The sequence below is a fragment of the Cupriavidus sp. GW823-FHT07A04 genome (assembly GCF_058794615.1).
Window position 1 is genome coordinate 105,958 of the sequence record NZ_JBXAHA010000008.1, and the last position, 25,478, is coordinate 131,435.

A 25,478-nucleotide genomic window follows, 5' to 3' on the forward strand; every position below is an offset into this window, starting at 1 on the left:
TTACAGATTCAAATCTGTGACTCGCCGGCCCCCGCTGCCTCTCAGAGGCAGCGCAAAGCCGATGCGAGCTCCTGCGCGAACTTTCGCCGCTTGTACGGGTCCAGAAAACACCCCACCCGCACAGCGCTCTTGCCCGAGCGCAGCAACACCAGCGCCCGTAATGATTCACCCGGTTCAACCCGCACCCATAGCGGGTTGAATTCATGCCGTGTCAGCTGCCCTGCACTGACCGAAACCACTACCAGCCTGCCGTCGACGAGGCTGACGCGCTCGTAGTCCGACGCATGCCGCCCGTGCACCAGCAGGGCAATGCCCAGCCCCAGCAGTTCCAGCCCGGCAAAGGGAAGCACGAGCCATGACCCTCGCCACGCGAAGAACAAAGCGATGGCGAGCGAAACACTGACGATTGAGAGGTAAAACCAGCCAACCTGGCGCGGAGACAGCGAACAATTCCGCTTCATCAGCCAGTCTTTGTCCGGCGGGCCAAATCCGTCGGAACTACCGCCGGATTTGCCTTGCGCCGTCTGGAGTGCGATACCCAAGTCTTGCATCGCCAACCTTGCATCGCCAACTACTCTGCGCTGGATGCACGCCTGGACGATTGCGCCTGGGACGCACCATTGAAGTGCGATTTCGGGCAAATTGTGCCAGGGAGACCACTGCGACAAACTGGCGCATTATAGGGCGCTTCGCCTACTCGGACAAGGCCGCTACTTGACCAAGGGGCTAGCGCGCGACAAGTTTTTGTGCATCAGTACGGTGCTCGCCATCGGCCGCTTGACTGCGCCGCCGATGCGTGCAGCAGCGCCGCGGACGTTACTTGCGCTGCCGCGCGCGCCCGATCTTGTCGAGCGGAACCACGGCGTGGCCGAGCTCATCGACAGCCTGCTTGCCGCGCGGCGCCAGCTTCCAGGCATGGCCGTAGACGATCTCGAACGTAAGCGGGATCAGTCCCTCGGCATTGCGCTGGCGCTCCAGCGCGGCCAGCAGTGCTGCGTGCCAGCGGCGAGCGCGCAGCCCTCCCTGGCTCGCGCCAGCCGGCAGGCGCAGCCCGCCGAAGGCCTGCACTTCACGCAGCAAGGCCCGCGGCGACTCATAGGTGATCGTCAGCGTCTCCATGTCCATCACGGGCGTGGACCAGCCGCTGTGCACCAGCATGTCCCCGATATCGTGCATGTCGACGAAGCGCAGCGTGTGGGTGTCGCCGTCCACTTCGGCAAAGGCGGCGCGCAATTGCGCCAGCGTATCCGGCCCGAACAGTGAGAACAGGACCAGGCCTTCGTCGCGGGTGACCCGGTGCCACTCCGGGAAGACCCGGTGCGGCTCGGGGTGCCAGTGCAACGCCAGGTTGGACCACAACAGGTCGAAGCTGGCCGGGGCGAAGGGCAATGTGGCAAGATCGCCCTGCACCAGGTCGAAGGTCGGGCGCTTGCCAAGCAGACGCCCAAGCCACCCGGACTGGCGCTGGGGATCGCGCTGGGCCGCCTCGCGCAGCATGGCGCCGGAAATATCCATCCCGGCGATCTGCGCATCCGGGTACTGGGCACGCAGCGCGGCCAGGCCGCGCCCGTGGCCGCAGCCGATATCGAGCGCGCGCGCCGGCGCCAGCCGGATCATCTGCATGCGCTCCTGCATGCGCTGGCCAATCTCGCCCAGCAGGAAGTCCAGTTGGCTGAATCCGGCGCTGCGCCGGTCGAAGGCGAGGCGGGTCAGCCGCGTGGGCGGCAAATAGGCATCGGGGGAGTCGGCGTCATGCAGGGACACGGTCAAACCAGGCAGCAAGAAACTAAGAATGAGGATGACGGCCGGCGTGAGGCGGCGGTCGGGCATGCGGTGCGCGCGCCAGCGGGCGCCGCAACAGGATCGCAAGTATACGCGTCCACCGCCAGGCCTGCCGCCGGCGCCCCCGACGTGCCTCATGCGGCAGTCGCCCCCGTGCCGTGCCGCCTGGCGCGCCCGGGCGAAGGCACCCTGCGCCATCATGCGCGGCGCTTGCTGCGCACGCTCCTGCCAGCGGCTTGCGCACTTTGCGGCACTGTGCAGGACGAAACCGTCTGCGCAGGTTGCGCGCAAGAGTTGCTAACGCCGCTGCCGCGTTGCCGCTGCTGCGCCCGGCCGCTAGGCCGCACCGCCGGGCCAGGCGCAACCTCGCTCTGTGCCCAGTGCCGCTACGAGCCGCCGCCTTTCGACGACGCGCTGGTGCTGGGCGACTACGCCAGCCCGCAGGACGGCCTGGTGCTGGCCTTGAAGTTCGGCGGCGTGCTGCCGCTGGCGGACTGGCTTGGGGGCGAACTGGCGTGCCGCTGGCAGGCCGAGTCCGGAAGATCCGGCGTGGCCCTGCCCGATGTGCTGGCGCCGATCCCGCTGTCCGCGCAGCGCCTTGCCGAGCGTGGCTTCAACCAGTCCTGGGAAATCGCCCGGCCGCTGGCACGCCGGCTGGGCGTGCGCGCCGCGCCGACGCTGCTGGCGAGGCTGCGCGATACGCCGGCCCAAGCCACGCTGGACCTGCCCGCGCGGCAGGTCAACCTGCAGGATGCCTTCGGCCTCGGGTCCGGCCATGACGTTGCGGGCCGGCATGTCGGCCTGGTCGACGATGTGATGACCAGCGGCGCCACCTTGGGCGAAGCGGCGCGGGTCCTGAAAGCCAACGGCGCGGCGCGCGTGACGCTGGTGGTCGCCTTGCGCACGCCGTAGCGCAGCCCACAGGCCCGGCGTGACAGCCGGCCCACGGCAGGGTAAGCTGCCCAGCGTTTCACGGCTGCGGCGCCCCTGGCCCGCCCCTCCCCCATGTTCAATGTCGTCCTGGTCGAACCCGAGATCCCGCCAAACACCGGCAATGTGATACGGCTGTGCGCCAACACCGGTGCGCGCCTGCACCTTGTCAAGCCACTCGGCTTTCCGCTGGAAGACGCGCGCATGCGCCGAGCCGGCCTGGACTATCACGAGTACGCCAGCATGCGCGTGCACGAGAACTGGGACGCGCTGATGGAAAGCGAGCGACCCGACCCGACCCGCATGTTCGCGCTGACCACGCATGGCTCGACGCCCTTCGGCCAAGTCAGCTTCCAGCCCGGGGACTGGTTTGTGTTCGGCTCGGAAACGCGCGGGTTGGCGCCGGAGCGGCGCGAATGGTTTCCCACCGCGCAGCGCATCCGGCTGCCGATGCGGCCGGACAACCGCAGCCTCAACCTCTCCAATACCGTCGCGGTCGTGGTGTTCGAAGCTTGGCGCCAGAATGGCTTTGCCGGCGGCGCCTGAGGCCGCCACCGGCGCACTTCCTTATTCCGGCTGCACGCCCGCCACGTGGATCACCTTGTCCCAGCGCACCTTCTCGCTCGCCATGGTCTGGCGCAGCGATTGCGGCGCGGTGCCGGCCGGCACGAAATACTGAGCGCGCATCTTGGCGCGCACGTCCTCGCTGCCGATGATGGCCACCAGCTCACGATAGAGCCGGTCGATCACCGGCGCGGGCGTGCCCGCCGGGGCCAGCACTGCTTGCCATGAGATCGCCTCGAAGCCGGGATAGCCGGATTCCGCCACGGTGGGCACCGCGGGCAGCAGGCTGGTGCGCCCGCTGGTGGTGACCGCGATGATGCGCAGCTTGCCTGCAGTCACCAGCGGCATGGCGATGGCCGGCACCATGAAGCCGGCCTGCACCTGGCCGCCGACCATGGCGGTGGTGATCTGCGCGAACCCAGGATAGGGGATGTGCTGCAGGTCGATGCCGGCGGCCGCCTTGAGCTGCTCCATGGCCAGGTGGGCAGCGCTGCCGTTGCCTACCGACCCGTAGTTCAGCACACCCGGCCGGGAACGGGCCAGGGCCACGAACTCCCGCACGTCATGCACCGGCAGGCGGGCATCCACCACCAGCACATTGGGCGAAGTCGCCACCAGCGACACGGGGGCGAGCTGGCGCACAGGGTCGTAGCCGAGATGGCGCGACAAGGTGGGCGCGGTGACCAGCGGCCCATTGATGGTGAGCAGCAAGGTATAGCCGTCCGGGGCGGCCCTGGCCACCATGCCGGTGCCGATATTGCCGCCGGCACCCGGACGGTTCTCCACCACGACCGCTTGTCCGAGCGCTGGGGCCAGCTTCTCGGTCAGCAGGCGCGCGATCAGGTCGGGCGAGGACCCGGCTGGGAACGGCACCACCATGCGGATCGGCTTTACGGGCCAGGGCTGGGCGGATGCGGGCGCAGCCAGCGCGGTGCCAGCCACGCCAGGCATGGCACAGACGGCAAGGGCCTTCAGGACGCGGCGACGATCTTCCATTGCGCGCTCACTCATCGCGTGCATCGCGCTGAAGCAGCCGCGCCACCGCATCGGCGGCGGGCAGCCCCTCGAAGAGCACGGCACATACCGCGCGCGTGATCGGCATGTCGACGCCCTTGGCCGCGGCCAGCGCCGCCACGGCCTGCGCGCAGCGCACGCCTTCGGCAACATGGCCAAGCTCGGCCAGAATCTGCGCCAGCGTCTTGCCCTGCGCCAGTTGCTGGCCAACCTTGCGATTGCGCGAGAGGTCGCCCGTGGCGGTCAGGATCAGGTCGCCCATACCGGCCAGGCCCATGAAGGTTTCGACGCGCCCTCCCAATGCCATGCCGAGCCGGGTCATCTCGGCCAGGCCGCGCGTTACCAGCGCGGCGCGCGCGTTCAGGCCCAGGCCCAGGCCATCGCTGGCGCCAGTAGCAATCGCCAGCACATTCTTGACTGCGCCCCCCACCTCGGCGCCGACCAGGTCGTCGCTGCCGTAGATGCGCATGGCATGGTGATGGAATGCCTGCTGAGCGAACTCGGAGAGCGCCGGCGAAGTGCCCGCCACGGTCAGCGCGCAGGGCAGGCCCAGCGCCACTTCCCGGGCAAAACTAGGCCCGGTCAGCACGCCGTAGCTGGTGTCGGCGAGACGGCCGGCGACGGTGAGTTCTTCCCGCACCATCTGGTGCGGCAACGCATTGGTGCCTGCTTCGAAGCCCTTGCACAGCCAGAGCATGCGCAAGCCCCCGGCCTGGCTCGCGGCCAGCCTGCGCGTCATTTCGCGCAGGCCCGAAACCGGCGTGGCGACGATCACAAGGCCATCGGGTTCGACATCGGCATGCGCCGCGGCCCGCTCGAAATCGGGTTCCACCACGAGCCGCCCGGACAGCGGCACGCCGGGCAGGTAGGTAGCATTGACGCGGTCGGCGCCGATAGCGGCCAGCTGGGCGGCATCACGCCCCCACAGCACCACATCGTGGGCCGCGGCGGCATGGCTGGCGAGCGCGGTGCCCCAGGCACCTGCACCGAAGACAGTGATTTTCATGGCGGTTTGCCTCGCTTGTTCGGCCTCGAAACCTTAAGCCCTGAGCCTTAAGCCTTGCGCGCCACGAATGACGCGAACCGGAAAGACAAAACGGGGCCGAAGCCCCGTCTTTGCGACATCCTGCAGCAGGATCAGTGACGAGCCTGGCTGCCGTCGGGCATCACGATGCCGCTGTTGCCACCTTGCGCGGTTTCCGCTTCTTCCATCGCGGCCTGCAGGCGCTGTTCGTACAGGGCCTGGAAGTTGATTTCCGACAGATGAATGGCCTGGAAGCCGGCGCGGGTGATCACGTCGGCGATATTGCTACGCAGGTACGGGTAGAGAATGGTCGGGCAGGCAATGCCCAGCAGCGGGTCGAGCTGCTCCACCGGCACGTTGCGGATATCGAAGATGCCGGCCTGGTGGGCTTCCACCAGGAAGGCAACCTTGTCCTGCACCTTGGTGGTCACGGTACCGGTCACCACGACTTCGAAGATACCTTCCTGGAGCTGCGAGGCACCTACGTTCACCTGCACTTCCACGGCCGGCGCTTCGGTCTCGAGGAAGATGCCGGGCGAATTCGGCTGCTCGAGCGACATGTCCTTCAGGTACACGCGCTGGATGTTGAAGAACGGCTGGTCTTCCTGCTGATTGTTCTGCTGGTCGCTCATGAAAGGCTTCCGGAAAAATGGGCGTTGGGGGCCAGGCGAGCGGGACATTGGCACCATGGGCGGGATTGGCCCAGGGTGAACGGCCCGGGTCGGCACCCGGTTGGAAAACGTATATGGTACATGACGCGGGTGGCGAATTCACCCGCGGCGAGACAGGCTGCGCTTCAGGCGCCCAGCAGCGGCACCAGGCCACCCTGGCGATCGAGCGCCGAGAGGTCGTCGAAGCCACCGACATGGGTCTCGTCGATGTAGATCTGCGGCACGGTGCGGCGACCGGTGCGGCTCATCATTTCCTCGCGCTTGCCGGGCTCGCGGTCGATCAGGATCTTCTCGATCGCCTCGACGCCCTTGGCCTTCAGAAGGCGCTCGGCCATCTGGCAATACGGACAAACTACCGTGCTGTACATTACAACGCGGGCCATGCGCATCTCCTTGAAAAACGGAATCCGGCGGTTGGTCGGGTGCTCGCAAGCCGGGACAGCGGCGGCAACGGAGGACGTGCCCCCAGCGCCGCTTGCCTGCGCCGCTTACTTGACCACGGGCAGACCGGCTTGCTGCCAGGCGGCAAGGCCACCTTCGAGCGAATAGATCTCACTGTAACCGGCTTCCTTCAGGGCTGCTTGACCCTTGCCCGAGCGCTGGCCGGTCTGGCACACGACGATGATGGGGACGGACTTGTCCTTTGCAAGGCTGGCGGCACGGCTTGCCAGGTCGGAAAGTGGCGCACTCTTTGCTTGCGGCAGGTGGCCCTTGGCGTATTCGGTGGCTTCCCGGATATCCACAACCACGGCATTGCGCTTGTTGATCAGCTGGGTAGCGGCGGCCGGGTTGACGGTCTTGCCGGAGGTTCCGCGCGAGATGGCGGGCCACGCCAGCAGGCCGCCCGACACGACGGCGAGGGCGATCAAGGCAAGGTTGTTGTAGTCGGCGAAGAAATTCACGTTGGCATTCCGGTGGGTTGAGTCGGCGGCATTATAAAATAGACGGTTTGGCGCCCGCGACCCGCTATTGTCTCCTAGTTGACACATGTGCGGCGGTATGTGGCAGGGCGCACACAGGTTTCTCACGCTTTGGAAGCAGCATGTACAAACTCGTTCTCATCCGCCACGGCGAATCCACGTGGAATCTCGAAAACCGCTTCACCGGCTGGGTCGACGTCGACCTGACCGACACCGGCGTGGCCCAGGCCAAGCTGGGCGGCAAGCTGCTGCGCGAGGCAGGGCTGGCCTTCGATGTAGCCTACACCTCGGTGTTGAAGCGTGCCATCCGCACGCTGTGGCACGTGCAGGACGAAATGGACCTGATGTGGATTCCGGTCCGGAACGAATGGCGCCTGAACGAACGCCACTATGGTTCGCTGTCCGGCCTGAACAAGGCCGAGACCGCCGCCAAGTTCGGCAACGAGCAGGTGCTGGTATGGCGCCGCAGCTACGACACCCCGCCGCCGGCGCTCGACGCGGACGATCCGCGTGCGGCTTACGACGATCCGCGCTACGCGCAAGTGCCGCGCGAGCAGATTCCGCTGACCGAATGCCTGAAGGACACGGTCGAGCGCGTGCTGCCGCTATGGAACGAATCCATCGCCCCCGACATCAAAGCGGGGAAGCGCGTGGTAATCGCCGCCCATGGCAACAGCATCCGCGCGCTGGTGAAGTACCTGGACCAGATCTCGGATGACGACATCGTTGGCATCAACATCCCCAATGGCACCCCGCTCGTGTACGAGCTGGACGCAGACCTGCGCCCGCTGCGTCATTACTACCTGGGCGACCAGGAAGCGATCGCGGCCTCCCTGGCCGCCGTGGCGAACCAAGGCAAGGCAAACTGAGGCCCAGGCCGGGCGCGCGCCGCGAGGCTCGCCCGGCCGTCTCAGGCAGTGGACCAGGCCTTTTTTGCTGCTCCCTCTTATACTGTCGGACAAATCCGGCCGGTGCGATGCGCCAGGCCGGCTCCGACACAGCACAATCCTCACACGTTCAGGCAGCCCTCATGCGTAAGACGCTCAAGAACATCAGTCTTGTTACTGCCGGACTCGTTGCCGGCGTGCTCGCCACGCTGCAACTATCGGCCACGGCGCAGAATTCGCCGGGGCCGCTCCCGCTGGAGCAGTTGCGCTTGATGGCCGACATCTTCGGCCAGATCAAGCGCGAATATGTCGAGCCGGTGGATGACAAGAAGCTGCTGACCGAAGCCATCAAAGGCATGGTCGCCAGCCTGGATCCGCATTCGGCCTATCTGGACGAGAAGGACTTCAAGGAACTGCAGGAAGGCACGCGCGGACGCTTCGCCGGCCTGGGGATCGAAATCTCGCAGGAAGAAGGGCTCGTCAAGGTGATCAACCCGATCGAAGACACCCCCGCCTTCCGCGCCGGCATCCAGCCCGGCGACCTGATCACCCGCATCGACGACAAGCCTGTGCGCGGCCTGCCACTGGAGCAGGCAGTCAAGCGCATGCGCGGCGAGCCGGGCACCAAGGTCACGCTGACCATCTATCGCAAGAGCGACGAGCGCACCTTCCCGGTGTCGATCACGCGTGCGGAGATCCGCGTGCAGTCGGTCAAGGCCAAGCTGATCGACAATGACCGCCTCGCCTGGGTCCGCCTGACCAGCTTCCAGGAACGCACGGTGGCCGACCTGGGCAAGAAACTGGACGAACTGGCCCAGAAGAACCCCAACCTGAAGGGCGTGATCCTGGACCTGCGCAACAACGGCGGCGGCGTGCTGCAAGGCGCGGTCGGCGTGGCGGCAGCCTTCCTGCCCGACGACGTGACCGTGGTCTCGACCAATGGCCAGGTGCCCGATGCCAAGCGTGTCTACAAGACCACGTTCAACAACTACCGGCTGTCCTCGCTCGAGGACGATCCGCTCAAGGACCTGCCGGCGCTGTATAAAAAGATCCCGATGGTGGTGTTGACCAACGCCTACTCGGCGTCGGCGTCCGAAATCGTTGCCGGCGCGCTGCAAGACCACAAGCGCGCGCTGATCATGGGCAAGACCACGTTCGGCAAGGGCTCCGTGCAGACCGTGCGCCCGCTCACCAACGACACCGGCATCAAGCTGACCATCGCGTACTACTACACGCCGACGGGCAAGTCGATCCAGGCCAAGGGCATCCGCCCGGACATCCCGGTCGACCAGAACCCGGAAGGCGATCCTGACGACGCGCTGATCACCCGCGAGATCGACACCGAGCGCCACCTGCACAACAAGCAGGAATCGGAAGAGCCCGAGATGAACGAGCGCGAGCAGCGCCGCGTCGAGGAACTGCGCCGCCTCGAGGAAGAAAACGCCAAGAAAACGCCGGAAGAACGCGACAAGGAACGCAAGAAGAAGCCGATCGAGTTCGGCTCGGCCGAGGACTTCATGCTGCAGCAAGCCATTGCCCAGCTCGAAGGCCAGCCGGTCAAGCGCTCCAAGTCCAAGCTTGAAGCCGTGGCCACGTCGGACAAGCCGTCCAAGCCTGCGGCAACCAAGGCGGCTACCCCGGCCAAGCCGGCCAGCAAGGCACCAGCCGGCGCGCCGCCGGCCAGCGCCCCGATGGGCACGCCGCTGGGCACGCCGACCGGCAAGGCCCCCTGAAATCCTGATGAATAACAGCGGCCCCGCGGGGCCGCTTTTGCATTGCACGCCATGAACGACGCATGAACGACGATCAACTGCTGCGCTATTCGCGGCATATCCTGCTCGACGAACTCGGCATCGAGGGCCAGAGCCGGTTGCTCGCCAGCCACGCGCTGGTGATCGGCGCGGGCGGCCTGGGCGCTGCCGCCCTGCCCTACCTGGCCTCGGCCGGCGTGGGCACCATCACCGTGGTCGATGACGACGTGGTCGATCTGACCAACCTGCAGCGCCAGGTGATCCACACCACCGCCAATGTCGGACGCCCCAAGGTGGAATCGGCGCGGGAGGGCATGCTGCGCATCAACCCGGGCATCGACGTGCGCCTGGTACAGGCGCGCGTGGGCGCCGCAGAGTTAGCGCGCCTGGTGGCCGATGCCGACGTGGTGCTCGATTGCTGCGACAACTTCGACACGCGCCAGGCCGTCAACCGCGCCTGCGTCCAGCACAGCGTGCCCCTGGTGTCCGGCGCGGCCCTGCGCTTCGACGGGCAGATCAGCGTGTTTGACCACCGCCAGCCGGGCGCGCCCTGCTATGCCTGCCTGTTCCCGCCCTCGCAGCCGGCGCAGGAAGTGGCTTGCGCCACCATGGGCGTGTTCGCGCCGCTGGTGGGAATGGTGGGCACGGTGCAGGCGGCGGAGGCCCTCAAGCTGCTGATGGGCGTCGGCACCACCCTGGCCGGCCGCCTGTTGATGGTCGATGCGCTTGGCATGGAATGGACCACGATGCGCCTCGCGCGCGTGGCCGATTGCGAAGTCTGCGGTGGCGCGCACGCGCAGGCCACCCCCTAGGCGGCCTGCGCGCGTTCAGGCGCGGGTGCGCTCACGCAGGAAAGCCAGCACCGCGGCGCGCTCGCCGCGGAACACGATCCTGGCCTCGCGCTGTTCGCGCTGGTAGGCGTACATCGGGTCGTAGTATTGCTGCAGCAGCAAGGCGATCCAGCCCAGATGCAGGTCGGTCTCGCCCGTTTCCTCCTGGCGCGCCAGCGCTTGGTCCAGCAAGTCCGAGAGCCGCTCGTAGCGCGTGCCGCCGAGCCGCTTGGCAATGGCCGCCATGGCATCGCGCAGGCGCGCCGCGTAAGCGGCGAAACCTGCCTGCTCACCCAGTGCCGCCATGAACTCCCCCGACAGACCGAGCACGTAGTCTTCCAGCACGCGGCGCACGCGCGCCTCGAAGGACTCCTCCAGCCAGACCAGCGGCGCTACCTGAATCGCCTGATAGAAGGCCTGCGGCAGGTTGCGCGCGCCGATGAAGCGCCCCTCGTCCTCGACCACCAGCGCCGGCAGCCCGGCCGCGCGATGGCGCAGCAGCGAAATCGCCAGGCCATTCTCGAAATCGATCTGCGTGGGCTGCGCCACCGTGCGCCGGCCAAAGCTGGACCCGCGGTGGCGAGCCTGGCCCTCCAGGTCGATGGCGGCGTCCCGGCTGCCGCTCGGGCCCGTGACCAGGTCAGCGATCAGCTCGGTCTTGCCGCTCCCGGTCATGCCGCCCAGCACCAGCAGGCTGCATTCGGCGGCGGCCGCATCCAGGGTCTCGATCAGGAAGCCGCGCATCGCCTTGTAGCCGCCCGTCACACGCGGATAAGCGATGCCGGCGTCCTCGCGCAGCCATTGCTGCACGATCTGCGAGCGCAGGCCGCCGCGGAAGCAATACAGGTAGCCGTCGGGATGCGCCCGCGCAAAGGCCGCCCAGCCCGCGGTTCGCGCCGCGCGGATTTCGCCGGTCACCAACTGGTGGCCCAGCGCGAGCGCGGCCTGCGGCCCTTGTTCCTCATAGCACAAGCCAACCTGGTGCCGCTCGGCATCGTCCATCAGCGGCAGGTTGACCGCGCCCGGAAACGCGCCGCGCGCGAACTCCACCGGCGCGCGCGCATCGAGCAGCGGCGCGCCGGAAAGAAAGAGCTGGCGAAAGTCGGCCGTATCCTCGCGCATCAGATCACCTCGACGGCGTACCGGCCCTGCTCGACGAACTCGCCGACCGGCGCCAGTGCCAGGCCAAACTCCGCGCAGGCGGCATGGAAACCGGCCTCACCGGCAGGCTCGACCGCCACCAGCAAGCCTCCGCTGGTCTGCGGATCGCACAGCAAGGCGCGCTGCACCTCGCTCAACGCGCCGCCCCGGTTGTCGATCCCGGCGCCGATCCGTGCGCCGTAGCTATCGAAGTTGCGCTGGGTGCCGCCGGGCACGCAACCGGCCTCGACGTAGCGCAGCACTTCCGGCAGCAACGGCACGGCGGCGTGGTCAAGACGCGCTGTGAGGCGGCTGCCGTCTGCCATCTCGACAAGGTGCCCGAGCAGGCCAAAGCCGGTCACATCCGTCATGGCCCGCACGCCGGCCAGCTTGCCGAAGCGGCTGCCCGGACGATTGAGCACGCACATCCAGTCGCGAGCCAGGTGGATATCCTCAGCGCGCAGCTTACCCTGCTTCTCGGCAGTGGTCAGCACGCCGATGCCCAGCGGCTTGGTCAGGTACAGACGGCAGCCGGCGGTCGCGGTGTCGTTGCGTTTCAGGTGCGCGCGGTCGACCACGCCCGTCACCGCAAGCCCGAAGATGGGCTCCGGAGCATCGATGGAATGCCCGCCGGCAAGCGGGATGCCCGCTTCCTCGCAGGCACGGCGCCCACCCGCCACCACCTCACGCGCCACCTCGGGCGGCAGCAGCTTGACCGGCCAGCCGAGGATGGCGATGGCCAGCAGCGGATCGCCTCCCATGGCGTAAATGTCGCTGATGGCGTTGGTGGCAGCGATGCGTCCGAAGTCGAACGGGTCATCGACGATCGGCATGAAGAAATCGGTGGTGGAGACCACGCCACGGCCCTCCTCCAGCCCATCCAGCGCATAAACCGCCGCATCGTCGCGCGAGGCATTGCCGACCCACAGGCGCGGATCGAGATGCTGGTTGCCGCTGCCGGCAAGAATCACGTCGAGCACCTGCGGCGAAATCTTGCATCCGCAGCCGGCACCATGGCTGTACTGCGTCAGGCGGATCGGGTCTGCCATGATGCTGGCTCCTGTCGTTTGGTTTGGTCTGGTGTGGTGTGGTGCGATGCCGATTCGGCCCCCTTCTGCGCAGCATAGGCGGATCGCGCTCAAGCTGGCGCGAACACCGGCCCTGGCAAGGGCGGTCAGGCTGGGTGAAGAATGGGAATCTGAATGATAAGGGTTACCGCCAGGATGCGGGCGGAACCGGCAGCACCGAGTGGCGCCGCGCGGTTGCGGCCACTGGGTTCTTGCGAACCTGCGGCCGGCTGCTGGGCGGCTTATTGCTCGCCCGGCTCCATCTGCGATTGCAGATAGTTCGGCAGGCCAACCTTGTCGATCAGGTCGAGCTGCGTCTCGAGGAATTCGATGTGCTCTTCGGTATCGGTCAGGATCTCGACCAGGATCTCGCGGCTGACATAGTCGCCCACCGATTCGCAATACGTAATGCCTTCCTTGACGGTGGCATGCGCGCCTTGCTCGAGCTTCAGGTCGCACTTGAGCATTTCCGGGGTGTCTTCGCCCAGCAGCAACTTGTTGAGGTCCTGCAGATTGGGCAGGCCGTCAAGCATCAGGATGCGATCGATCAGGCGATCAGCATGCTTCATCTCGCCAATGGATTCCTTGTACTCGATATCGCCGAGCTTCTTCAGGCCCCAGTGGCGGTACATGCGAGCGTGCAGGAAGTATTGGTTGATCGCGGTCAGCTCGTTCTTCAGCTGCGCGTTCAGATGCTGGATGACCTTCTTGTCACCTTTCATTGGAGGCTCCTTGTTGCAACGGGCCCCCGCAAAAACGCGAAGCGGCGCAAGGCGCGCCGCAGGCAGTCAAAACAAGCGAACACGCGCCGCAACCTGAAAGTTGCAGCGAGTTTAAGCAACCAGCTCAGTGCGCCGGTCGTTCGCGACTGCCGGGTCCCGAGTGTCCATTATGGCACGTGGGCCCGACGACGAACAGGAAGAAATGGGCACGACCTGGATGGTGGAGACCTTGACGTTGCGTACCGCCGCGACGCCTTCGCAAAGCACCTGTTGGGCGCATTCGCGGCAGCGGCCACAGCAGGTGCCAACACCTAGCGTTTCAGCCAGCTCGTCGAGCGTGGACACGCCTAGATGCACAGCACCATGAATTTCTCGGTCGGTAACCTGATTGCAGATGCAAACGTACACAAATCCCTCCTTGGGAGAGGGGTGACACCGGCATGTCACCCGCGATGTACGCCAGAATATCAGAGATCGAAAATGATAACAATTCCCATTAAACTACAAAAGGTACATGCCAAGAGCGCGGCACTTAGCCCGGATATTGCAAAGACCGGGAACGTCACAACCTGCAGAAAAGTGCCTTAAAATACATCTTCACAGCGTTGGATTTTCGTAAAAACCTTAACGGAATCAGGGTTGTCAGAGCAGTTTCAACGCGCAAGCGAGCTCCTCCGGCTCGTAAGCGGTCAGCACCCGCTCCACCAGCCGCTCCAGCCTCTCGCAGTCGGCATGCAGGACTTCCTGCTTGACCCGCAGCAACTGCGAGGGATGCATCGAGAACTCGCGCAGCCCCATGCCCAGCAGCAGGCGCGTCATGGCGGGATCCCCGGCCATCTCGCCGCACACAGCCACCGGCACGCCAGCGTGGTTGGCCTCGCGGATGGTGCGAGCGATCAGTTGCAGCACCGCCGGGTGCAGCGGGTCGTAGAGATGCGCCACGGCATTGTCGGCGCGGTCGATGGCCAGCGTGTACTGGATCAGGTCATTGGTGCCGATGGAGAGAAAATCCATGCGCCGCAGGAACAGCGGCAGCATCAGCACGGCGGCCGGGATCTCGATCATCGCCCCGACCTTGATGTTGGGGTCGAACGCTTGGCCGCGCGCGTCGAGCTGGCGCTTGGCCTGCGCGATCAGGTCCAGGGTCTGGTCGATCTCGCGGGCATGGGCCAGCATCGGGATCAGGAGCCGCACCGGGCCAAAGGCCGAGGCACGCAGCAGCGCGCGCAACTGGGTCAGGAACATGGCCGGCTCGGACAGCGACCAGCGGATCGCGCGCAAGCCCAGCGCCGGATTGAGGGCCGTCTCGAAATCGTCGCCGCGGCCATCCCGGCCGTCGCGGCCATCCAGTGGCTTGTCGGCACCGATGTCGATGGTGCGGATCGTGACGGGCAGCCCGTGCATGGCGTCCACGGCGCCGCGGTACGCCTCGAATTGCTCCTCCTCGTCGGGCAGCTCGCCGCGCCGGTTCATGAACAGGAACTCGGAGCGGAACAGGCCCACGCCAACCGCACCCGCGGTCAGCGCCGCGGTGGCATCTTCCGCCATCTCGATGTTGGCCAGCAGGTCGATCTCGAGCCCGTCCAGCGTCACCGCAGGCGTATGGCGCAGGCGCTGCAGGCGCTTCTTTTCCAGCGCGCGCTCGCTCTGCCGGTGGCGGTACTCTTCGAGGATGATCGCAGAAGGATCCACGATGACCAGGCCCGCATCGCCGTCGATGATGACCCAATCGTCCTGGCGGATCAGCTCACTGGCGCTCTGCACGCCTACGGCGGCGGGAATATCGAGGCTGCGCGCCACGATGGCGGTATGGGAAGTGCGCCCGCCAAGGTCGGTCACGAAGCCGTGGAACACGGTATGGCGGAACTGCAGCATGTCCGCCGGCGAGATGTCGTGGGCGACCACGATCACGCCGGGCGCGGGCTCGCCGTCAGGAGCCAGGGAGGAAGGTGGCACCGGGGCCGGGGCCAACACGGCCGCGCCGGCCAGCACCTTGAGGATGCGCTCGACCACCTGGCGGATGTCCGCCTTGCGTTCGCGCAGGTATTCGTCCTCGATTTCGTCGAACTGGCGCATCAGCTCTTCGAGCCGCGTGGTCAGCGCCCATTCGGCGTTGTAGCGCCGGTTGCGGATCAGCGCCTCGGGCTCGCGCGCCAGCGCCTCGTCATCCAGGATCATGGCATGCACGTCGAGGAAGGCGCCCAGTTCTTCCGGCGCCTCGCGCGGCAGATCCCGCTTGAGCGTGACCAGCTCGGCCCGCACCGCCGCGCGCGCCGAACGCAGGCGCTCGACCTCGGCATCAAGCCGGTCTTCGTCGACCAGGTAATGGGAGACATCAAGCGCGGCAGGCGCCAGCAAATGCGCGCGCCCGATGGCGACGCCGCGCGAAACCGGGATGCCGTGCAGGGCAAATGGCATGTACCGCTCCGTCAGGAACGTTTAAAAAATCTGGCCAGGGCCAGCCACCTTGGAAACGGCTTCAGGATGCGGCGAAGCGACCCCGGCCAGGCCCGCCGCCACGCTCGGCACTGCCGCCTTTCATCCCGTACCCGGCCTCCTACTCCCCTTCGCCGAAGCGATTGGCGATGAGCGCCAGCAACGCGTCCATGGCCTCTTGCTCATCGGGTCCGTCGGTCTCGATGGTCACGGTGGAGCCGATGCCGGCGGCCAGCATCATGACACCCATGATGCTTTTGGCGTCGACCTGCCGACCATTGCGCGACATCTTGACCTGACTGACGAAGTTGCCCGCCAGTTGCGTCAGCTTGGCGGAAGCACGGGCATGCAGCCCAAGCTTATTGATTATGTTGGTGTCCCTCTGCAGCATATTTGTCGGGATGATTTGCGATCTGGTTCTGGACGGTGGTGGAGCCTACCTGCAGCACACCCTGCGAGCCCCCCGCCAGCGCCTTGAGGGCAAGCTGGTCGAGTTTCTCGGCACGGTAGCAGATGGCGCGCACCAGCATGGGAAGGTTGACGCCGGCAAGCACCTTGACGCGGCCCGGCTCGGCGAGGCGCGCGGCAATGTTGGCCGGCGTGGCGCCAAAGATATCGGTCAACACCAGTGCGCCGTTGTCTTCGCAGACTTCGGCCAGGCGGCGCCGGGCCTCGGCCAGCACGGCGGCGGGCTCCGCGTCCGGCATGACGTCGATCGCCTCGAGCCGTTGGGGCTGGCCGCAATAGACGTGGGCGGCGCACTCGCGCAATGCCGAAGCCAGCGGGGCGTGCGCGATGATCAGGATGCCTGCCATGGTGGTGAATCCGTTGGATTGACGCGATTGTAGCAGGCAGCCCGCCCGTGATTCAGCGCGAACGCGCCTGTACCGCGTGCTCGAGGGCGTCGATGAACATGGCAGCCACCTGGAACCCGGTCTGCTGCGTGATTTCCTGGAAGCACGTCGGGCTGGTCACATTGACTTCGGTCAGGTAGTCGCCGATCACGTCCAGCCCAACCAGCAGCAGGCCTTGTTCCCACAGGCCCGGGGCCAGCGCCTCGGCGATCTCGCGATCGCGTGCCGAGAGCTCCTGGGCACGGCCGGTGCCGCCCGCCGCCAGGTTGCCGCGCACTTCGCCGTCCTTGGGAATACGCGCCAGCGAGTACGGCACGGGCACGCCGCCGATCAGCAGGATGCGCTTGTCGCCGTCCTTGATCTCGGGAATATAACGTTGCACCATCAGGGTGCGCGCACCGTTCTCCCCCAGCGTCTCGATGATGGCGCCAAGATTCAGGCCATCCGCGCCAACCCGGAAGATGCCCATCCCGCCCATGCCATCAAGCGGCTTTAAAATCACATCGCGATGCTCCGCGTGGAACGCGCGAATACGATCCGCGTCACGGGTGACCAGGGTCGGCGTGATGTATTCGGGATAGCGGGCTATCGCCAGCTTTTCGGAATGGTCGCGGATCGCCTGCGGCTTGTTGAACACATTGGCGCCCTGCGACTCGGCCAGCTCCAGCAGCCAGGTGCTGGTCACATATTCCATGTCGAAGGGCGGATCCTTGCGCATCACGATCGCATCGAAGCCGGTCAGTGGCTGCAGGCCCGGCTCACCCGCGCGGTACCAGTCATGGGCGTCGCCCGTTAGCTGCAGCGGGCGCACCACCGCCTCGACCTGATGGGCCGACAGCGACAGTTGCGACTGCAGGCAAGCAAACAGCTCATGGCCGCGCTCGACCGCCTCCACCATCATGGCGTAGGTCGAGTCCTTGTAGGTCTTGAAGGTGTCCAGCGGGTCGGTAATAAACAGAATGCGCATGTTGGCTCGTCCCGGTCGCAGCGTTTGTCTCAGAGAATCGGATTGGGGTCGGTCTTCTCGAGTTCCAGCGACGCCGCCAGCAAAGCCAGCCGCGCCACCACACCATACATATAGAAGCGGTTCGGCACGGCCGCGCCCGGTTTGGCATGGCTGTCCGGAATGCCGTTGGGCGCGAACGCCAGCGGCACGAAATGCGCGCCCGGCGCATTCAGGTTCTCGTCGTTGCCGCGGCCGGTATGGACGCGGTAGAAGCCACCGACCACATAGCGGTCGATCATGTATACCACCGGCTCGGCCACCGCCTCGTTGACCTTCTCGAAGGTGTGCACGCCTTCCTGGATGATGACGTCGTTGACCTCAAGGCCTTCCTTGACGACGCTCATCTTGTTGCGTTCCTTGCGGTTCAGCCCCTTGATCTCGGACGCATCCTTGATGGTCATGATGCCCATGCCATAGGTGCCGGCATCGGCCTTGACCACGACATACGGCGTTTCCTTGATGCCGTACTCGCGGTACTTCTTGGCGATCTTCTTGAGCACGCCTTCGACCGAGTCGGCCAGCGCCTCCTCGCCAATGCGCTCATGGAAATCGATGCCCCCGCACTTGGCGAAGTACGGGTTGACCATCCACGGATCCACGTCGATCAGCTTGGCGAACTTCTTGGCGACTTCGTCATAGGCCGAGAAATGGCTCGACTTGCGGCGCGTGGACCAGCCCGCGTGCAGCGGCGGCAGCAGGTATTGCTCGTTGATGTTCTCCAGGATCGGGGGAATGCCGGCGGAGAGATCGTTGTTGAGCAGGATCGAGCAGGGATCGAAGTCCTTCAGGCCCAGGCGGCGGCCACGCGCGCCAAGGCGGGCCAGCGGCTCCACCACCAGCGTCTGGCCATCGGGAAGCTCGATCGGCGTGGGTTCGGTGATGTCTTCGGACAGCGAGCCCAGGCGGACGTTAAGGCCGGCCTGGCGCATGATCAGCGACAGCCGCGCCACGTTCTGCAGGTAGAACATGTTGCGGGTGTGGCGCTCGGGGATCAGCAGCAGGTTCTTGGCGTCGGGGCAGATCTTCTCGATCGCCGCCATCGCCGCCTGGACTGCCAGCGGCAGCATTTCAGGCGCCAGGTTGTTGAACCCGCCCGGGAACAGGTTGGTATCGACCGGGGCCAGCTTGAAGCCGGCGTTGCGCAGGTCGACCGAACAGTAGAACGGAGGCGTATGTTCCTGCCATTCCAGCCTGAACCAGCGCTCGATGGACGGCGTCGCATCCAGGATCTTTTTTTCCAGCTCGAGCAGTGGACCGTTCAGCGCGGTGATGAGATGCGGGACCATAAACATCCTATTGATCGTCTTTATCGTTCGCCCAGATTGTAGAGGAACGGCCAATTGGCTGCTGGCGCCGCCTGAATAAGCATATGCGAGCGCCGGCATAAGGGATAAGGGATACGGATATGGGGATGGGGGCCCGGAATAAAAGGGGGAGGCCCTAAGAGGAATCCGAAGCACTTCCGGGCGGCCTGCCAGCAAGGCCGGGAGGCAAAAAAAAGCGCGACCGGAGCCGCGCTTTCAAATGGCCTGACAGATACGGGGAGCGTTCTGCAGGTGGAGGAAACTGCCTCACTGGCACTGTATGTGCGCCCCCCCTCAAAAACAATTGAAGCTTTTTAAGATCGGATTTAAGCACTTTGCGAAAAAGCCGCCGGCTCCGCTTTCCGCCTGGCCCGGCCGCCCGCGGCGGACGCCTGAAATGAAAAAAGCCCGGCACAAGGCCGGGCGAAACTCCTGAGAGAAGATTCCCAATCAGCTCTCCAGCACAACACCTTTACGATCAGGCTTCATACGCGGTCTCGCCGTGCGAGGTGATGTCCAGGCCCTCGCGTTCTTCTTCTTCCGGCACCCGCAGGCCGATCAGCATATCCACCAGCTTGAAGGCGACGAAGGCCACCACACCCGACCACACGATGGTGGTGAGCACGCCTTCGAACTGGATCCACACCTGGCCCGCGATCGAATAATCGTCCGAGACCTTGTTGGCCACGTAGTCATAGACACCCGTGCCGCCCAGGCTTGGCGCGGCGAACACGCCGGTCAGCAGCGCACCCAGGATGCCGCCCACGCCGTGCACGCCGAAGACGTCGAGCGAGTCGTCCATGCCCAGCAGCTTCTTCAGGCCGGTCACGCCCCACAGGCACAGCAGGCCGGCGGCGATGCCGATCACGATCGAGCCCATCGGGCCGACGAAGCCGGCCGCCGGGGTGATGGCCACCAGGCCAGCCACTGCGCCCGAAGCGCCACCCAGCATCGAGGGCTTGCCCTTGCTGATCCATTCGCCGAAGGTCCAGGACAGCACGGCGGCGCAGGTCGCCAGCAGAGTGTTGACGAAAGCCAGCGCGGCCGAGCCGTTGGCTTCCAGCGCCGAGCCGGCGTTGAAGCCGAACCAGCCGAACCACAGCAGCGAGGCGCCCACCATGGTGAAGGTCAGGCTGTGCGGACGCAGGGCCTCACGGCCAAAGCCGATCCGCTTGCCGAACATGAAGGCACCCACCAGGCCAGCCACGGCTGCATTGATGTGCACCACCGTGCCGCCAGCGAAGTCGAGCGCGCCCTTCTGGAACAGCCAGCCACCCTTGGCCGTGGCTGCCGCGCCGGCTGCCGCGTCGGTGTACAGGTCAGGACCAGGCCAGAACCAGACCATGTGGGCCATCGGGATGTACGAGAAGGTGAACCACAGGACCACGAAGACCAGCACCGCCGAGAACTTGGCGCGTTCGGCGAAAGCGCCGATGATCAGGCCGCAGGTAATGGCTGCGAAGGCGCACTGGAAGGCGAAGTAAGCCAGTTCCGGTACCACCACGCCCTTGGAGAAGGTGGCAGCCACGGCATCGACATTGAGCCCCTTCATGAAGAGCCGGTCGGTGCCGCCAAAGAAGGCGTTACCCTCGGTGAAGGCGAAGCTGTAGCCGTAGATGGCCCACAACAGCGACACCAGCGAGAAGATCACCAGGCACTGCATCAGCACCGACAGCATGTTCTTCGAGCGGACCAGGCCACCGTAGAACAGCGCCAGGCCAGGCAGCGTCATCAGGATCACGAAGGCCGTGGAGACCAGCAGCCACGCGGTATCGCCCTTGTTGGGCACCGGTGCCGGTGCTGCGGCAGGGGCGGCAGCCTCTGCTGGCGCAGCTGCCGCCGCCGCTGCCGCGGGAGCGGAGGCAGCTGCAGGTGCGGCCGTGGCGGCGGCGGCGGCCGGCGCGGAGGCTTCGGCCGCGGGCTTGTCCTGCGCCATGGCGTGGGTGGACAGGCCGATGCCGGCCGTGCCCAAGGCCAGCGCCATGGCGCCGGTTGTCAGGATGCGCTTGAACCAGGATTTCATTGTGATTAACCTCTTGTCGTTGGGCTGTGCGTCACAGCGCGTCGCCGCCGGTCTCGCCGGTGCGGATGCGGATGACCTGCTCGATCGGTGCGACAAAGATCTTGCCGTCGCCAATCTTGCCGGTGCGCGCCGATTTCTCGATCGCCTCGATGGCCCGGTCGACCACGTCGTCCGGGACGGCCACTTCGATCTTCACCTTGGGCAGGAAATCCACGATGTACTCCGCGCCCCGATACAGCTCGGTATGGCCCTTCTGGCGGCCGAAGCCCTTGACTTCAGTCACGGTGATGCCGGACACGCCCACGTCCGAGAGCGCTTCGCGCACCTCGTCGAGCTTGAACGGCTTGATGACGGCGATGATCAGTTTCATCCGATTTCTCCTCTGAGCGGGACGGCCCGGCCTCGCGTCCGGCGCCCGCTCGACCTGATGCGTGTTTAGAAAGTCTTGGTGATCGAAGCCCAGGCTGTAGCCTTGCCGACGTAGCGGCCCGGTACATTGGTATAGGCCGATTTGTGCGCATTGGTGTCGATATAAGCGATCGCCAGTGCGAAGCCCTTGCCCAGGTCCTTGGTCAGCCCGAGCTTCCAGTCGGTGTAGGAGGCGCTGTTCACGTGCTTCACGTTCTGGTAGCCGACGTGGGCATTGAGTGTCAGGTCCCAGAAGTTCAGCGGCACATTGGCCGACAGGTCGGCGTAGTAGCTGTACTTGCTGTCAGCGAAGCCGAACAGGTTGGTCAGCGCCTGCGAGTACTTGAAGAACACCGGGCCAGCGCCGGCGCCGACATACAGTTCCGTGGTGTACGGGCGGGTGAAGCCGTTCGGGTAATCGCCCGGGTAGTAGTACTGCAGCACGCCAGCGTCATAGTTCCACTCCAGGCCGGCCAGCGTCACCGTGTTCTTGAAGCCGCCGTAGAAGTCCATCTCGATCGGTGCCGAGACTTTCGGATTGCTGTCGCCGAGCCAGCTGATGCTCGAGTTCCAGTTACCCACATAGAAGCCGCTCGAATGCGAGTAGTCGAAACCGCCCTGGATGGCCGGGCGGCGGTTGGTCTGCATCAAACCGCGATAGCGATACTCACTGGCCAGGGTCACGTTGGCGGTGAAGGTGTGCGGCGAAGCCTCGGCGGCGTCGGTAGGTGCACCGCCCTCCTGCGCACTGCTCTGGGCGAAGGCGGCGGGGGCGAGCCCGCAAAGCACAACTGCACTGGCGCTGACTGCAAGGGCCAACTTCTTCATGGGTTTGTTCTCCTTTTCCTCTGGCTCGGTACTCGTGTGTTTGAAAGTAGTTTGTAAAACGAGGCTCCTGCCACCATTACTGCAACTGCCGTGCCAGGAGGGAACCGTGGCGTGAAAGCGTCATTTTGTGCGCAAAAAGACATCAAATTGGACGAGGCCGACTGTCTCCCAGCGAACTTACTGGCGTTAAAAGGTGTTACCAGCCCGCGCTGGCGCTTTCCCGGGGACGCTTGAAGCGTGATAATCGGCCCATGCTGGCGGCAAGTGCCGTGCACGCACCGCGTTTGCCCACACCCCGTTTCGGTGCACCGCGATGCAGCACGCCGAATCCCGCCCACCCAGTTATCCGCACCAAGGCGGTGCAAAAGGAGAACCAGTATGAAACCCACCGATCTCTTCAACGATTTCCAGGCCAAGATCAGCGAAGCCCTGCGCAATTCGCCGGCCAAGGACATCGAAAAAAACGTTCGCAGCATGATGACGCAGGGGTTTTCCAAGCTCGACCTGGTCACCCGCGAGGAATTCGACGTCCAGTCGCAGGTGCTGGCGCGCACCCGCGCGCGCCTGGAGGAACTGGAAGCCCGCGTGCAGGCGCTGGAAAGCCGCTCGACAGGCGGCTCCGACACGCCTGTCTCGGGCTGAAGCCCTTGCCGCGTCCCGTGTTTGCTCCAGGGGCCCGATGACCCCGGGCGCAGCCCTCGACCGCCAGAATGGCCGCCGTATTCCGGCGGCCATTTTCGTTAACACTTCCTTGATGCTTTTCGGAGTGAGATGAGCCTCGCCCTCCTGCGTAGCCGGGCGCTGACCGGACTCGAGGCACCGCTGGTGTCGGTCGAGGTGCACCTGGCCAACGGCCTGCCCGCCTTCAATATCGTCGGGTTGGCCGATACCGAAGTGCGCGAGAGCCGCGAGCGGGTGCGCGCGGCGATCCTCAACAGCCAACTCGAGTTTCCCAGCCGGCGCATTACGGTGAATCTGGCGCCAGCCGACCTGCCCAAGGAGTCCGGGCGCTTTGACCTGCCGATCGCGCTCGGCATCCTGGCCGCAAGCGGGCAAGTCCCGCTGGATGGCCTGGATGCCAGCGAGTTCGCCGGCGAGCTGTCGCTGTCCGGCGAATTGCGCCCCGTGCGCGGGGCACTGGCCATGGCCATGGGCCTGGGGCGCGACAACGCGGCACGGCAAGCCGCTGGCGAAGGCCCGGCGCGCAGCTTCGTGGTGGCGGCGGAAAACGCGCCCGAGGCGGCCCTGATTGACGGCGTCACGGTATATGCGGCGCGCTCCCTGCTGGAAGTCTGTGCTCACCTTGGCCCCCTGCCCACGGACCGCCTGGCACGCGCGGAGCCGCTGGTGGAGATCGCGGCAGGAGACCCGGCTGGCCCGGACATGCGTGACGTGCGGGGCCAGGCGCAAGCGCGCCGCGCCATGGAGATCGCGGCGGCGGGCCAGCATTCGGCATTGCTCGTCGGTCCGCCCGGCACCGGCAAGTCCATGCTGGCCCAGCGCTTTGCCGGCCTGCTGCCACCCATGACGCTGGACGAAGCGCTAGAATCCGCCGCGGTGCAGAGCCTGACCGCCGCCGGCTTCCATCCCGCCCGCTGGCGTGAGCGGCCCTACCGCTCGCCGCACCACACCGCGTCGGCGGCGGCGCTGGTGGGCGGTGGCAGCAATCCCCGGCCGGGCGAGATCTCGCTGGCCCACCAAGGTGTGTTGTTCCTGGATGAGTTGCCTGAATTTGACCGCAAGGTGCTGGAAGTGCTGCGCGAACCCCTGGAATCGGGCCGCGTCACCATCTCGCGCGCCATGCGGCAGGCCGACTTCCCGGCGCGCTTCCAGTTCATCGCCGCGATGAACCCCTGTCCTTGCGGCTATCAGGGGCACCCTTCCCGTCCTTGCCGTTGCACGCCTGACCAAGTGTTGCGCTACCAGTCCAGGCTGTCGGGACCATTGCTCGACCGGATCGACCTGCAGGTGGAAGTGCCGGCGCAGGATCATCAGGAAATGCTCGACGGCCCGCCCGGAGAGCCCAGCGCCGACGTGCGCCAGCGCGTGCTGGCCGCCCGGGCCGTGCAGCAGGCCCGGCAGGGCAAGCCCAATGCCGCCCTGTCCGGTCGCGAGATCGACGAACACTGCCCGCTCGCGCCCGAGGCGCAGGCATTGCTGCGCGGCGCCATGGCCAAACTAGCCTGGTCGGCGCGCGCCTATTTCCGCGTATTGAAGATCGCCCGCACCATTGCCGACCTTGCGGGCGCCGAGCAATTGCAGCCAAGCCATGTGGGCGAGGCTATCCAGTACCGGCGCGCCTTGCGCACACCGTAGCCATTCACGCCCGGCGCGGCGGCACGGCCACAGGAGGTTCCGACGGCGGCGGGGGCTCCTCGATCGGAGGAAGGTCTGGCGGCACGCCCGGCGGCAGCGGATCTTCGGCCGGCGGCACGGTGTGGGCCGGCTGCGCTTGCAATGGAGCCTGCTGGGGGGAAGAGCTTCGCATTGCTTGCCTCCGCTTGGGTCGTCTTCGTCTTACCTTATTGAAGCAAACGCACTCGTTGGAAGCCAGCGATAGATAGACATATGGACGGATCGGGACGGCGCGGAGCCGGCCCCAAGTCCTCAAGCCGGATGGCGCCTGACGAAGAACAACGCCGCGCCCACGGCCACCAGCACGCTGCCGAAGATCCGGTTCTGCCAGCGCACCGCGCGCGCATTGCGGAACAGGCCGCGCATGCGCGAGGCCAGCAGCGCGTAGCCGTGCATCACCACCAGGTCCACGCCGCACATGGTCGCGGCCAGGATGGCAAGCTGGGGCCCGAGCGCATGGGCCGGATCGATGAACTGCGGCAACACCGCCACCATGAAGATGATGCCCTTGGGGTTGGTCACATTGGTTAGCAAGCCCGTGGCAAAACGCCGGCGCGGACTCAGCGCGGCGACGCGCGGCGCTTCCGTACCCGGCACGGCATCGTCCCGGCCGCCGTCCACCCGCGCGCGCCATTGCTGCACGCCGATATAGATCAGGTAGAGCGCACCGATCGTCTTGACCACGGCAAAGGCGTGCTCGGAGGCCACCAGCAGCGCGCCCAGGCCACCGCCAGCCACCAGCAGGATAATGACCAGCCCGGTCTGCAAGCCAAAGATCGTGGTGGTGGTCTTGCGCAGGCCATAGGACAGGCCATGGCTCATCGACAGCACCGCGCCGGATCCCGGCGACACGGCAATCACCCAACAGGCCGCGAAATAGGCCAGCCAAACATCCCAACGCATTGCGTTACTCCTTGAAAATAAACTGTCTTGAATCTGCCTGGAAGCCTGGAAGCCTGGAG

Annotated in this window: 27 protein-coding genes; 7 read left to right on the forward strand and 20 right to left on the reverse strand. The window is 65.9% G+C overall.

All coding sequences use genetic code 11. The annotated features are described in order from the left end of the window. Positions 1–41: 41 nt before the first annotated feature. Complete coding sequence (locus AC1Q7Q_RS15475; RefSeq protein ID WP_253929796.1) at positions 42–551, reverse strand: DUF2244 domain-containing protein; 510 nt, start codon at positions 549–551, stop codon at positions 42–44. Between the two features lie 265 nt (positions 552–816). Next, positions 817–1,830: a methyltransferase domain-containing protein gene (locus AC1Q7Q_RS15480; protein ID WP_492374364.1), complete on the reverse strand. Its 1,014-nt coding sequence runs from the start codon at positions 1,828–1,830 to the stop codon at positions 817–819. Between the two features lie 81 nt (positions 1,831–1,911). On the opposite strand from AC1Q7Q_RS15480, the gene AC1Q7Q_RS15485 reads away from it, so the two are divergent. Together AC1Q7Q_RS15485 and trmL are read left to right on the forward strand one after the other, a co-directional pair. Continuing rightward, positions 1,912–2,694: a double zinc ribbon domain-containing protein gene (locus AC1Q7Q_RS15485; RefSeq protein ID WP_492374365.1), complete on the forward strand. Its 783-nt coding sequence runs from the start codon at positions 1,912–1,914 to the stop codon at positions 2,692–2,694. A gap of 93 nt (positions 2,695–2,787) precedes the next feature. Further along, complete coding sequence (gene trmL, locus AC1Q7Q_RS15490; RefSeq protein WP_492374366.1) at positions 2,788–3,258, forward strand: tRNA (uridine(34)/cytosine(34)/5-carboxymethylaminomethyluridine(34)-2'-O)-methyltransferase TrmL; 471 nt, start codon at positions 2,788–2,790, stop codon at positions 3,256–3,258. A 21-nt stretch (positions 3,259–3,279) separates the two neighbouring features. Here the strand turns inward: trmL and AC1Q7Q_RS15495 are convergent, their stop codons facing one another. The 5 genes from AC1Q7Q_RS15495 to AC1Q7Q_RS15515 all read right to left on the reverse strand — a co-directional run bounded on the left by AC1Q7Q_RS15495 (position 3,280) and on the right by AC1Q7Q_RS15515 (position 6,887). Beyond that, positions 3,280–4,272, reverse strand: a complete 993-nt coding sequence (locus AC1Q7Q_RS15495) for a Bug family tripartite tricarboxylate transporter substrate binding protein (protein WP_492374367.1) — start codon at positions 4,270–4,272, stop codon at positions 3,280–3,282. Positions 4,273–4,279: 7 nt separating this feature from the next. Beyond that, complete coding sequence (locus tag AC1Q7Q_RS15500) at positions 4,280–5,296, reverse strand: NAD(P)H-dependent glycerol-3-phosphate dehydrogenase (protein ID WP_492374368.1); 1,017 nt, start codon at positions 5,294–5,296, stop codon at positions 4,280–4,282. 131 nt (positions 5,297–5,427) lie between these two features. Next, the gene (gene secB / locus AC1Q7Q_RS15505; protein WP_043343340.1) at positions 5,428–5,946 is read right to left on the reverse strand and encodes a protein-export chaperone SecB; all 519 of its coding nucleotides are present in this window, start codon (positions 5,944–5,946) and stop codon (positions 5,428–5,430) included. 164 nt (positions 5,947–6,110) lie between these two features. Next, positions 6,111–6,368, reverse strand: a complete 258-nt coding sequence (gene grxC / locus AC1Q7Q_RS15510; protein WP_492374369.1) for a glutaredoxin 3 — start codon at positions 6,366–6,368, stop codon at positions 6,111–6,113. Between the two features lie 105 nt (positions 6,369–6,473). After that, positions 6,474–6,887, reverse strand: a complete 414-nt coding sequence (locus AC1Q7Q_RS15515) for a rhodanese-like domain-containing protein (protein ID WP_150989682.1) — start codon at positions 6,885–6,887, stop codon at positions 6,474–6,476. 140 nt (positions 6,888–7,027) lie between these two features. Between AC1Q7Q_RS15515 and gpmA the strand changes: the two genes are divergently transcribed. The 3 genes from gpmA to AC1Q7Q_RS15530 all read left to right on the forward strand — a co-directional run bounded on the left by gpmA (position 7,028) and on the right by AC1Q7Q_RS15530 (position 10,355). After that, positions 7,028–7,774 (forward strand): 2,3-diphosphoglycerate-dependent phosphoglycerate mutase, encoded by a 747-nt coding sequence (gene gpmA / locus AC1Q7Q_RS15520; RefSeq protein ID WP_416047507.1) that lies wholly within the window; start codon positions 7,028–7,030, stop codon positions 7,772–7,774. Positions 7,775–7,935: 161 nt separating this feature from the next. Further along, on the forward strand, positions 7,936–9,525 hold the full coding sequence (locus AC1Q7Q_RS15525; RefSeq protein ID WP_492374370.1) for a S41 family peptidase: 1,590 nt from the start codon (positions 7,936–7,938) through the stop codon (positions 9,523–9,525). Positions 9,526–9,587: 62 nt separating this feature from the next. After that, complete coding sequence (locus AC1Q7Q_RS15530; protein WP_492374371.1) at positions 9,588–10,355, forward strand: HesA/MoeB/ThiF family protein; 768 nt, start codon at positions 9,588–9,590, stop codon at positions 10,353–10,355. Between the two features lie 15 nt (positions 10,356–10,370). Here AC1Q7Q_RS15530 and mnmH read toward each other — a convergent pair whose 3' ends face one another. The 12 genes from mnmH to AC1Q7Q_RS15590 all read right to left on the reverse strand — a co-directional run bounded on the left by mnmH (position 10,371) and on the right by AC1Q7Q_RS15590 (position 22,161). Then, on the reverse strand, positions 10,371–11,495 hold the full coding sequence (gene mnmH / locus AC1Q7Q_RS15535; protein WP_492374372.1) for a tRNA 2-selenouridine(34) synthase MnmH: 1,125 nt from the start codon (positions 11,493–11,495) through the stop codon (positions 10,371–10,373). Beyond that, positions 11,495–12,562 carry a selenide, water dikinase SelD gene (gene selD / locus AC1Q7Q_RS15540; RefSeq protein WP_492374373.1) on the reverse strand — a complete coding sequence of 356 codons (1,068 nt, stop codon included), beginning with the start codon at positions 12,560–12,562 and terminating at the stop codon, positions 11,495–11,497. Before selD ends, mnmH begins: the two co-directional genes overlap by 1 nt. Positions 12,563–12,822: 260 nt before the next feature. Further along, positions 12,823–13,302: a bacterioferritin gene (gene bfr / locus AC1Q7Q_RS15545; RefSeq protein WP_006159487.1), complete on the reverse strand. Its 480-nt coding sequence runs from the start codon at positions 13,300–13,302 to the stop codon at positions 12,823–12,825. Between the two features lie 111 nt (positions 13,303–13,413). After that, positions 13,414–13,710: a (2Fe-2S)-binding protein gene (locus AC1Q7Q_RS15550; RefSeq protein WP_492374374.1), complete on the reverse strand. Its 297-nt coding sequence runs from the start codon at positions 13,708–13,710 to the stop codon at positions 13,414–13,416. A 234-nt stretch (positions 13,711–13,944) separates the two neighbouring features. Beyond that, on the reverse strand, positions 13,945–15,720 hold the full coding sequence (gene ptsP, locus AC1Q7Q_RS15555; RefSeq protein ID WP_492374375.1) for a phosphoenolpyruvate--protein phosphotransferase: 1,776 nt from the start codon (positions 15,718–15,720) through the stop codon (positions 13,945–13,947). A gap of 139 nt (positions 15,721–15,859) precedes the next feature. Then, the gene (locus tag AC1Q7Q_RS15560; RefSeq protein WP_035861002.1) at positions 15,860–16,129 is read right to left on the reverse strand and encodes an HPr family phosphocarrier protein; all 270 of its coding nucleotides are present in this window, start codon (positions 16,127–16,129) and stop codon (positions 15,860–15,862) included. Beyond that, entirely contained in the window at positions 16,098–16,553 is a 456-nt protein-coding gene (locus AC1Q7Q_RS15565; RefSeq protein WP_150989660.1) for a PTS sugar transporter subunit IIA, read from the reverse strand. The genes AC1Q7Q_RS15560 and AC1Q7Q_RS15565 overlap by 32 nt, the downstream gene beginning before the upstream one ends. Positions 16,554–16,605: 52 nt before the next feature. Beyond that, complete coding sequence (gene gshB, locus AC1Q7Q_RS15570; protein WP_492374376.1) at positions 16,606–17,559, reverse strand: glutathione synthase; 954 nt, start codon at positions 17,557–17,559, stop codon at positions 16,606–16,608. A gap of 29 nt (positions 17,560–17,588) precedes the next feature. Continuing rightward, positions 17,589–18,884, reverse strand: coding sequence for a glutamate--cysteine ligase (gshA, locus tag AC1Q7Q_RS15575; protein ID WP_492374377.1), 1,296 nt, complete (start codon positions 18,882–18,884; stop codon positions 17,589–17,591). A gap of 496 nt (positions 18,885–19,380) precedes the next feature. Then, positions 19,381–20,925 carry an ammonium transporter gene (locus AC1Q7Q_RS15580; protein WP_492374378.1) on the reverse strand — a complete coding sequence of 515 codons (1,545 nt, stop codon included), beginning with the start codon at positions 20,923–20,925 and terminating at the stop codon, positions 19,381–19,383. A gap of 31 nt (positions 20,926–20,956) precedes the next feature. Then, positions 20,957–21,295: a P-II family nitrogen regulator gene (locus AC1Q7Q_RS15585; RefSeq protein WP_006159494.1), complete on the reverse strand. Its 339-nt coding sequence runs from the start codon at positions 21,293–21,295 to the stop codon at positions 20,957–20,959. A 65-nt stretch (positions 21,296–21,360) separates the two neighbouring features. Beyond that, complete coding sequence (locus AC1Q7Q_RS15590) at positions 21,361–22,161, reverse strand: TorF family putative porin (protein ID WP_492374379.1); 801 nt, start codon at positions 22,159–22,161, stop codon at positions 21,361–21,363. Between the two features lie 378 nt (positions 22,162–22,539). On the opposite strand from AC1Q7Q_RS15590, the gene AC1Q7Q_RS15595 reads away from it, so the two are divergent. Both AC1Q7Q_RS15595 and AC1Q7Q_RS15600 read left to right on the forward strand, forming a co-directional pair. Continuing rightward, positions 22,540–22,803 (forward strand): accessory factor UbiK family protein, encoded by a 264-nt coding sequence (locus AC1Q7Q_RS15595; protein WP_492374380.1) that lies wholly within the window; start codon positions 22,540–22,542, stop codon positions 22,801–22,803. A 129-nt stretch (positions 22,804–22,932) separates the two neighbouring features. Beyond that, positions 22,933–24,477 (forward strand): YifB family Mg chelatase-like AAA ATPase, encoded by a 1,545-nt coding sequence (locus AC1Q7Q_RS15600; RefSeq protein WP_492374381.1) that lies wholly within the window; start codon positions 22,933–22,935, stop codon positions 24,475–24,477. A gap of 291 nt (positions 24,478–24,768) precedes the next feature. Here AC1Q7Q_RS15600 and AC1Q7Q_RS15605 read toward each other — a convergent pair whose 3' ends face one another. After that, positions 24,769–25,419, reverse strand: coding sequence for a LysE family transporter (locus AC1Q7Q_RS15605; RefSeq protein ID WP_492374382.1), 651 nt, complete (start codon positions 25,417–25,419; stop codon positions 24,769–24,771). Between the last annotated feature and the right edge of the window lie 59 nt (positions 25,420–25,478).

Excerpts from the sequence above, each read along its gene's own strand:
- AC1Q7Q_RS15565 (WP_150989660.1), bottom strand. The coding sequence starts at position 16,553 with ATGGCAGGCATCCTGATCATCGCGCACGCCCCGCTGGCTTCGGCATTG.
- AC1Q7Q_RS15495 (WP_492374367.1), bottom strand. The coding sequence starts at position 4,272 with ATGGAAGATCGTCGCCGCGTCCTGAAGGCCCTTGCCGTCTGTGCCATG.
- selD (WP_492374373.1), bottom strand. The coding sequence starts at position 12,562 with ATGGCAGACCCGATCCGCCTGACGCAGTACAGCCATGGTGCCGGCTGC.
- AC1Q7Q_RS15530 (WP_492374371.1), top strand. The coding sequence starts at position 9,588 with ATGAACGACGATCAACTGCTGCGCTATTCGCGGCATATCCTGCTCGAC.
- AC1Q7Q_RS15580 (WP_492374378.1), bottom strand. The coding sequence starts at position 20,925 with ATGAAATCCTGGTTCAAGCGCATCCTGACAACCGGCGCCATGGCGCTG.
- AC1Q7Q_RS15525 (WP_492374370.1), top strand. The coding sequence starts at position 7,936 with ATGCGTAAGACGCTCAAGAACATCAGTCTTGTTACTGCCGGACTCGTT.
- AC1Q7Q_RS15475 (WP_253929796.1), bottom strand. The coding sequence starts at position 551 with ATGCAAGACTTGGGTATCGCACTCCAGACGGCGCAAGGCAAATCCGGC.
- AC1Q7Q_RS15600 (WP_492374381.1), top strand. The coding sequence starts at position 22,933 with ATGAGCCTCGCCCTCCTGCGTAGCCGGGCGCTGACCGGACTCGAGGCA.
- AC1Q7Q_RS15605 (WP_492374382.1), bottom strand. The coding sequence starts at position 25,419 with ATGCGTTGGGATGTTTGGCTGGCCTATTTCGCGGCCTGTTGGGTGATT.
- grxC (WP_492374369.1), bottom strand. The coding sequence starts at position 6,368 with ATGGCCCGCGTTGTAATGTACAGCACGGTAGTTTGTCCGTATTGCCAG.
- AC1Q7Q_RS15595 (WP_492374380.1), top strand. The coding sequence starts at position 22,540 with ATGAAACCCACCGATCTCTTCAACGATTTCCAGGCCAAGATCAGCGAA.
- AC1Q7Q_RS15590 (WP_492374379.1), bottom strand. The coding sequence starts at position 22,161 with ATGAAGAAGTTGGCCCTTGCAGTCAGCGCCAGTGCAGTTGTGCTTTGC.
- gshA (WP_492374377.1), bottom strand. The coding sequence starts at position 18,884 with ATGGTCCCGCATCTCATCACCGCGCTGAACGGTCCACTGCTCGAGCTG.
- gpmA (WP_416047507.1), top strand. The coding sequence starts at position 7,028 with ATGTACAAACTCGTTCTCATCCGCCACGGCGAATCCACGTGGAATCTC.
- secB (WP_043343340.1), bottom strand. The coding sequence starts at position 5,946 with ATGAGCGACCAGCAGAACAATCAGCAGGAAGACCAGCCGTTCTTCAAC.
- AC1Q7Q_RS15585 (WP_006159494.1), bottom strand. The coding sequence starts at position 21,295 with ATGAAACTGATCATCGCCGTCATCAAGCCGTTCAAGCTCGACGAGGTG.
- trmL (WP_492374366.1), top strand. The coding sequence starts at position 2,788 with ATGTTCAATGTCGTCCTGGTCGAACCCGAGATCCCGCCAAACACCGGC.
- AC1Q7Q_RS15500 (WP_492374368.1), bottom strand. The coding sequence starts at position 5,296 with ATGAAAATCACTGTCTTCGGTGCAGGTGCCTGGGGCACCGCGCTCGCC.
- mnmH (WP_492374372.1), bottom strand. The coding sequence starts at position 11,495 with ATGCGCGAGGATACGGCCGACTTTCGCCAGCTCTTTCTTTCCGGCGCG.
- bfr (WP_006159487.1), bottom strand. The coding sequence starts at position 13,302 with ATGAAAGGTGACAAGAAGGTCATCCAGCATCTGAACGCGCAGCTGAAG.
- gshB (WP_492374376.1), bottom strand. The coding sequence starts at position 17,559 with ATGCGCATTCTGTTTATTACCGACCCGCTGGACACCTTCAAGACCTAC.
- AC1Q7Q_RS15480 (WP_492374364.1), bottom strand. The coding sequence starts at position 1,830 with ATGCCCGACCGCCGCCTCACGCCGGCCGTCATCCTCATTCTTAGTTTC.
- ptsP (WP_492374375.1), bottom strand. The coding sequence starts at position 15,720 with ATGCCATTTGCCCTGCACGGCATCCCGGTTTCGCGCGGCGTCGCCATC.
- AC1Q7Q_RS15560 (WP_035861002.1), bottom strand. The coding sequence starts at position 16,129 with ATGCTGCAGAGGGACACCAACATAATCAATAAGCTTGGGCTGCATGCC.